7 protein-coding genes are annotated in these 6,090 nt (G+C 72.1%); 2 read left to right on the top strand and 5 right to left on the bottom strand.

The genetic code is table 11. From position 1 onward, the window contains the following. Positions 1–231: hypothetical protein (locus ACIRVF_RS40290; RefSeq protein WP_402829548.1), on the top strand; the 231-nt coding region annotated here is incomplete at its 5' end. Positions 232–411: 180 nt separating this feature from the next. Here ACIRVF_RS40290 and tyrS read toward each other — a convergent pair. After that, entirely contained in the window at positions 412–1,680 is a 1,269-nt protein-coding gene (gene tyrS, locus ACIRVF_RS40285) for a tyrosine--tRNA ligase (RefSeq protein WP_402829554.1), read from the bottom strand. A 294-nt stretch (positions 1,681–1,974) separates the two neighbouring features. Between tyrS and ACIRVF_RS40280 the strand changes: the two genes are divergently transcribed. After that, positions 1,975–2,505, top strand: a complete 531-nt coding sequence (locus ACIRVF_RS40280; RefSeq protein WP_030285730.1) for an HNH endonuclease — start codon at positions 1,975–1,977, stop codon at positions 2,503–2,505. Positions 2,506–2,554: 49 nt separating this feature from the next. Here the strand turns inward: ACIRVF_RS40280 and ACIRVF_RS40275 are convergent, their stop codons facing one another. The 4 genes from ACIRVF_RS40275 to ACIRVF_RS40260 all read right to left on the bottom strand — a co-directional run bounded on the left by ACIRVF_RS40275 (position 2,555) and on the right by ACIRVF_RS40260 (position 6,013). Further along, entirely contained in the window at positions 2,555–4,552 is a 1,998-nt protein-coding gene (locus ACIRVF_RS40275; protein WP_402829546.1) for a PQQ-binding-like beta-propeller repeat protein, read from the bottom strand. A gap of 110 nt (positions 4,553–4,662) precedes the next feature. After that, positions 4,663–4,968, bottom strand: a complete 306-nt coding sequence (locus tag ACIRVF_RS40270; protein WP_402829545.1) for a 4a-hydroxytetrahydrobiopterin dehydratase — start codon at positions 4,966–4,968, stop codon at positions 4,663–4,665. Positions 4,969–5,011: 43 nt separating this feature from the next. Continuing rightward, positions 5,012–5,191: a DUF1272 domain-containing protein gene (locus ACIRVF_RS40265; protein ID WP_402829543.1), complete on the bottom strand. Its 180-nt coding sequence runs from the start codon at positions 5,189–5,191 to the stop codon at positions 5,012–5,014. Positions 5,192–5,254: 63 nt separating this feature from the next. Further along, positions 5,255–6,013, bottom strand: coding sequence for a sulfite exporter TauE/SafE family protein (locus ACIRVF_RS40260; RefSeq protein WP_402829541.1), 759 nt, complete (start codon positions 6,011–6,013; stop codon positions 5,255–5,257). Positions 6,014–6,090: the final 77 nt, after the last annotated feature.

Below are 6,090 nucleotides of genomic sequence, written 5' to 3'. Positions count from 1 at the left end.
GGACCGCCTTCCAGCGGGCCCTCCGGGCGCTTCGTTCTTTCGTGTTTCCAGCTTATCAGATGTTTTCCGCTCCGTTTTCCGGAGTTTCATTCATCCGATTTCCCGAACTGGTCGGGGCCGCTTTCCGCGACGTCCACCACATTAGCGCATTCCGATGGTCAATCGGAATTCACACTCACACCCGATGACGGCAACGCCGACGGACCCAAGCGAATGGGCTTCGAGGTGTGAGGGTGGGTCTTGCTGAGTGGGGTGGCCGCTCCAGCGACTCGTTCAACACTAGGCCACCTGGAGGACATCGTCAAACGTCGAGGGCCGGATCTGTCCAGATCCGGCCCTCGGGGCTCGAAGCCGCAGCTCAGAGCGGGTGTTCTTTCAGCCAGTAGATCAACTGACAGGTCGGCGGACCGGTCAGCCGGCCGCGACCAGCTCCGCCGCCGCCAGGTTGCGCTTGCCACGGCGCAGCACCAGCCAGCGGCCGTGCAGCAGGTCGGCCTCGGTGGGCACGGTCTCCTCGTCCGTCACCTTGACGTTGTTGAGGTAGGCACCGCCCTCCTTGATCGTCCGGCGGGCGGCCGAGCGGCTCGGCGCCAGGCCGACGGCCACCAACAGGTCGACCACCGGCTGGAGTTCGGTGACGTCGGCCTTCGGCACCTCGGCGAGGGCCGCGGCCAGGGTCGGGGCCTCCAGGTCGGCCAGGTCCCCCTGGCCGAACAGCGCCTTGGACGCGGCGACCGCACGCTCGTACTGCTCGGCCCCGTGCACCATCGTGGTGAGCTCCTCGGCCAGCGCGCGCTGGGCGAGGCGGGCGGCGGGGCGCTCGGCGGTCTCGCGCTCCAGCTCCTCGATCTCCTCCTTCGAGCGGAAGCTGAAGATCCGCAGGAAGTTGGAGACGTCCCGGTCGTCCGCGTTCAGCCAGAACTGGTAGAAGGCGTACGGGGTGGTGAGCTCGGGGTCGAGCCAGACCGTGCCGGACTCCGTCTTTCCGAACTTGGTGCCGTCCGCCTTGACGATCAGCGGCGTGGCCAGCGCGTGCACGGACTTGCCGTCGGCCTTGCGGATGAGGTCCGTGCCGGCGGTGAGGTTGCCCCACTGGTCGCTGCCGCCGGTCTGCAGGGTGCAGGCGTAGCGGCGGTTCAGCTCCAGGTAGTCCATGCCCTGGAGGATCTGGTAGCTGAACTCGGTGTAGCTGATGCCCGCGTCGGAGTTGAGCCGGCGGGCGACGGCCTCCTTGGCGATCATGTTGTTGACGCGGAAGTACTTGCCGACGTCGCGCAGCAGACTGATGGCCGACATCCCGGAGGTCCAGTCCAGGTTGTTCACCATGCGCGCCGCGTACGGGCCCTCGAAGTCGAGGAACCGCGAGATCTGGCCGCGCAGGCGCTCGACCCAGCCGGCCACCGTCTCGGGGTCGTTGAGCACGCGCTCGGCGGTGGGCTTCGGGTCCCCGATCAGGCCCGTGGCGCCGCCGACCAGGCCGAGCGGGAGGTTCCCCGCCTGCTGGATGCGGCGCATGGTGAGGATCTGCACCAGGTTGCCGAGGTGCAGGCTGGGGGCCGTCGGGTCGAAGCCGCAATAGAACGTGACCGGGCCGTCCGCGAACGCCTTGCGCAGTGCGTCCTCGTCGGTGGACAGGGCGATCAGCCCACGCCACCGCAGCTCGTCGACGATGTCCGTCACGGTCACGCTTCTCCTTCGATCGGGCGCCCGCCCGCTGTCGGCCCGGTTCGGTCGGGCCCCGGGGTCGGTACGACTCCAGCCTGATAGAGCCTACGCGGTTCCGGCCAGCGAGTTTCCCCCGAGGCACCGGGTCCGGTCGACGGACCCGCTCCCCCGCGTTCCTCCTCGACACCGGAAATTCCGTTGTTCGTCGGCTGCGGGCCCATTCAGAGTGGGGTCACCGCCGTGCGGCGGCAGTGACGTGTGTGGAGACGGTCGTGCCGCCGTGGCACGCCCGTGGGAAGGGTGTGCCGAGTGCGCAACACGCTGGTTCTGAACGCGAGCTACGAGCCCCTGACGACGGTGTCGCTCCAGCGCGCCGTCGTCCTGGTGCTCCAGGACAAGGCGGTGGTGGAGCAGGCGCACCCGCTGCGGTCGATCCGGGGGACGGGCGTGGCCGTCCCGGTGCCACGGGTGATCAGGCTGCAGAGGTACGTGAGAGTGCCGTTCCGACAACAGGCCCCGTGGTCGAGGCGGGGTGTCCTGGCCCGGGACCAGCACCTGTGCGCGTACTGCGGGCGCCGGGCCACCACGGTGGACCACCTCCAGCCCAGGTCGCGCGGTGGGGAGGACAGCTGGATGAACACCGTGGCCGCGTGCGCGGAGGACAACCAGCGCAAGGCCGACCGGACGCCGGAGCAGGCCGGGATGAAACTGCTGCGGCGGCCGTTCGTACCGACCCCGCAGGCCACCTTGATGCTCGCGCTCGGGCTGCGCGGTTCGGAGGCCCGGGAGCTCGCCGACTGGCTGCCGGCCGTGCCGGGGCAGCCCGTCACGGCGGCCTGACGGGGAGCCGGGCGCCGGCCCGGAACCGGGTTCCGGGCCCGGTCCGGCCTCAGCCCTTCGCCTGGTACCCCGCCGCCGTGCCGTAGTTGGCAGCGTGCTCCGGCACCACGACCACCTGTCCGCCGCCGATCAGCACCCGCCCGGAGAGCAGCAACGAGCCGGTGCCGGGCGGGAAGTTCCCGCCGACCGCCTCCTGGCCGCCCGCCAGCGGGAAGCGGCCGAGGCGGGCCGGCTGGTCGCGGCGTTCGTCGGCGGCCAGCACCAGCGAGCCGCCGTCGATGCCGACCGCCCGGGAGGTGCCCTTGGCGGCGGTCGGCGTCTTCCAGCGCTGCTTGCCGGTGTCCAGGTCGTAGCCGACCGCGGACACCGGCCCGCCGCCGTTCGCCGGGGTCATCGCGGCGACCATCGTGCGGCCCTCGAAGAACACCTCGGGCGTGGCCGAAAACGTTCCGTGGGTGACGTTCAACCGGCCGCCGTCGGTGACCACCGGGATCTCGACGGCCGGGTCACCGGCGGAGCCCCAGGCGAACACCCGGTCGTCCTCGGGCTTCCCGCCGGTGGTGAGCACCACGGCCGGTTCGGCGGAGAGCACCGTCACCGTCTTCGGCTGGTTGTTCAGGCCCCGCCACCAGCTGACCTTGCCGTCCGCCGCCTTCAGCGCGACGGCCTGGTCGGCGGGCGTCGAGTCGGCGCAGGAGGAGGCGACCAGCACGGTCTTGCCGCTGACGCCGCCGGACAGCGTGCAGAACTTGCCCTGCCCGGTGTACTGCCAGACGTCCTTGCCGTCGGCGGCCGCCCAGGCCGCCGCCCGGTCGTCGCCGACCGCGATCACCATGTCGTCGGTGACGCCGATCCGCGCCGAGTAGGCGTCCTTGGCATCCGAGAGGCTCTTGCTCCAGGCGATCTTGCCGGTCTTGGTGTCCACGGCGGCGACCAGGGTGCAGGGGCTCTTCGGGTCCGCCTGCGGCCGGAACAGGGCCGCGCCCAGCCCGGCCTGGTTCACGCTCGCCGAGAGGCCGCACGGCACGGCCCCGGCCGCCGGGGGCTCGACCGACCAGGTCGGCTTCCCCGTCGCCCGGTCGTACGCGTGCACGCCGGAGCCGTCGGCGCGGACCACCGCTTCGGTCAGCAGCCAGCTGCCGACCAGCGTGTCGTCGCCCGTCTGCTGCGCGGCCGCGGGCTGCGCCGACCAGATCCTGGTGTGCGCCACCGCGAAGCCGGGCTCACCGCCACTGGACGCGGACGCGCTGCCGCCGCCCTCGGCACCGACCGTCAGCGCCGCCGTTATCAGCACTCCGAGCGCGGCCACCCCGGCGCCGGCCCGCACCAGCAGGGCCCGCCGGCTGGGCACGTGCTCCCCGGTCAGGACCGCGGCCCGGACCTTGTCCGCCAACGAGGAAGAGGAGGGGGAAGAGGAAGAGGAAGAGGGAGAGGAAGGAGAAGGAGGAGAGGTGGGACCGGAACCGCCGTCACCACCGCGACCGCCCCGCCGAGCGGCCCGCGAGCGCGCGCCGGGCTCGGCGGGCGCGGCAGGAGCCGCCACCGAGGCCGCTGCCCCCGCCGGGGACTCCTCGACGGCCGGCTCGGGCTCCGCCGGCGACTCCTCGATCCGCACGTAGCCGTCGGCCGAGTACTCGGCCCCCGCCGGGACGTAGAGCCCCTCCTCCACCGACTGGGCCTGCGCGGCGTACGCGGTGTACGGCTGCTGCCCGTGGTCCGGGTACTGCTGCTGGTACGGCTGGTACTGCTCCTGCCCGCCGTACGACCCGTAGGACCCGTGCGACCCGTGCGCCTGGCCCTGCTCCTGGTAGCCGTGGCCCGGGAAGCCCTGGCCCTGGAAGTAGCCGCCCTCGACGTACCCCGTCTGCGCGTAGCCGCCCTGCTGCTCGTGAGGGACCTGCTCGTACTGCCACTGCCCGGACGGCTCGGGCTGCTGCCACTGCGCAGCCTGCTGCTGCGGGTCGTCGTAGCCCTGCCAGTCCTGGCCGCCCTGGGGGTACCACGGCTGCTGCTGGGCATGGGCGTCTCCGAAGGGCTCCTGTGCCACCGTTCCGTCCCTCCCAGCCCCCCAGCCGGCCTGCCGATTGCGGCAGTCAGCATCTCACGCCCGCCGGGGCCCGCCACCCGGGCCCTCGACGCGGTGGCGGGGACCGGGTCTCAGGCCGCCGACTCGGCGCGCAGGGCCTCGTCGATGCGGGCGGCGAGGGTGAAGTCCAGGCCGGTGAGGCCGCCCTCGCTGTGGGTGGAGAGCACGAAGCGCAGGGTGCGCCAGCGGATGTCGATGTCGGGGTGGTGGTCGAGTTCCTCGGCCTGCTCGGCGACGGCGACGACCACCCGGATCGCGGCCGGGAAGTCGGGGGCGTCGGCGCTGCGGACGATGCTGTCGCCGTCCCGGCTCCACAGCGGCACGTCCGCCAGCGCCGCCGCGATCTCGTCCTCGCTCAGTCGTGCCCTCTTGCTCATCGGTGCGCTCCGGGTCTCGTCGGTGGTGCCGGTCGGATGCCGGTCAGGCGGCCTGCCGGCGCGGACGGGTCACCAGTTCGCCTCCGCAGTTGGGGCAGTTGGCGGCCATGGCCTCGGTGCAGTCCGCGCAGAAGGTGCACTCGTAGGAACATATCGAGGCGGGGCCGTCGGCGGTCAGCGACACCTCGCAGCGCTCGCAGGTCCCGCGCATCTCCAGGGCCATGACGTTTCTCCTCCGATGTAGGTACGGTCCGACGGTCGGTCAGTCCTACGGTCCGACCGCCGTTCAGCTCAGCAACAGCTTGGTGACGGCCACCAGTCCGACCACCACGATGACCGCGCGCAGCGCGGTCGGCGGCAGCCGGCGGCCGACCTTGGCGCCCAGCAGGCCGCCGACCAGCGAGCCCGCCGCGATCAGCCCGGCGGCCGTCCAGTTCACCGTCGAGGTGAACAGGAAGAACAGCGCGGCGACCCCGTTGACGATCATAGCCAGGGCGTTCTTCACGGCGTTGATCCGCTGCAGGTCCTCCTGGAGCAGCATGCCCATCAGCGCCATCAGCAGGACGCCCTGCGCGGCGCCGAAGTAGCCGCCGTAGATGCCGGTGAGGAACACCCCGGCCAGCAGCACCGGGCTGCCGTCCGGGTCGCCGTCGGCCCGCCGCCGCGCCGCGACGGCCTTGGCCACCCGGGGCTGGATCACCACCAGGACGAGCGCGAGCAGGATCAGCGCCGGGACGATCGCGTCGAAGGCCCCGCTCGGCAGCTTGATCAGAAGCAGTGCGCCGAGCAGCCCGCCGAGCAGCGAGGCGGTGCCCATCCGCCGCAACCGGCGGCCCTGGCCGACCAGTTCGCGGCGGTAGCCGATCACGCCGCTGAGCGAGCCGGGCACCAGGCCGAAGGAGTTGGAGACGTTGGCGGTCACCGGCGGGATGCCGACGGCGAGCAGCACCGGGAAGGTGATCAGGGTGCCGGAGCCGACGATCACGTTGATCATCCCGGCCCCGACGCCGGCCACCAGGACGGCGATCGCCTCCCAGAGCGTCATGGGTCACCTCTCCTAGCGGTCCTGTCCGAGGGGATCATGCCGGACCCCGCCCCGGCCGGACCAGGCCCGCCCACGAT

The organism is Kitasatospora sp. NPDC101157 (assembly GCF_044768255.1).
Taxonomy (GTDB): Bacteria; Actinomycetota; Actinomycetes; order Streptomycetales; family Streptomycetaceae; genus Kitasatospora.
The sequence above is the reverse complement of the archived record's forward strand: the minus strand, read 5'-3'. Positions and strand labels throughout refer to the sequence as shown.

Bases quoted from the DNA above. Each gene is read 5' to 3' on its own strand.
- ACIRVF_RS40270 (WP_402829545.1), bottom strand. From the start codon at position 4,968: ATGAGCAAGAGGGCACGACTGAGCGAGGACGAGATCGCGGCGGCGCTG.
- ACIRVF_RS40265 (WP_402829543.1), bottom strand. From the start codon at position 5,191: ATGGCCCTGGAGATGCGCGGGACCTGCGAGCGCTGCGAGGTGTCGCTG.
- ACIRVF_RS40260 (WP_402829541.1), bottom strand. From the start codon at position 6,013: ATGACGCTCTGGGAGGCGATCGCCGTCCTGGTGGCCGGCGTCGGGGCC.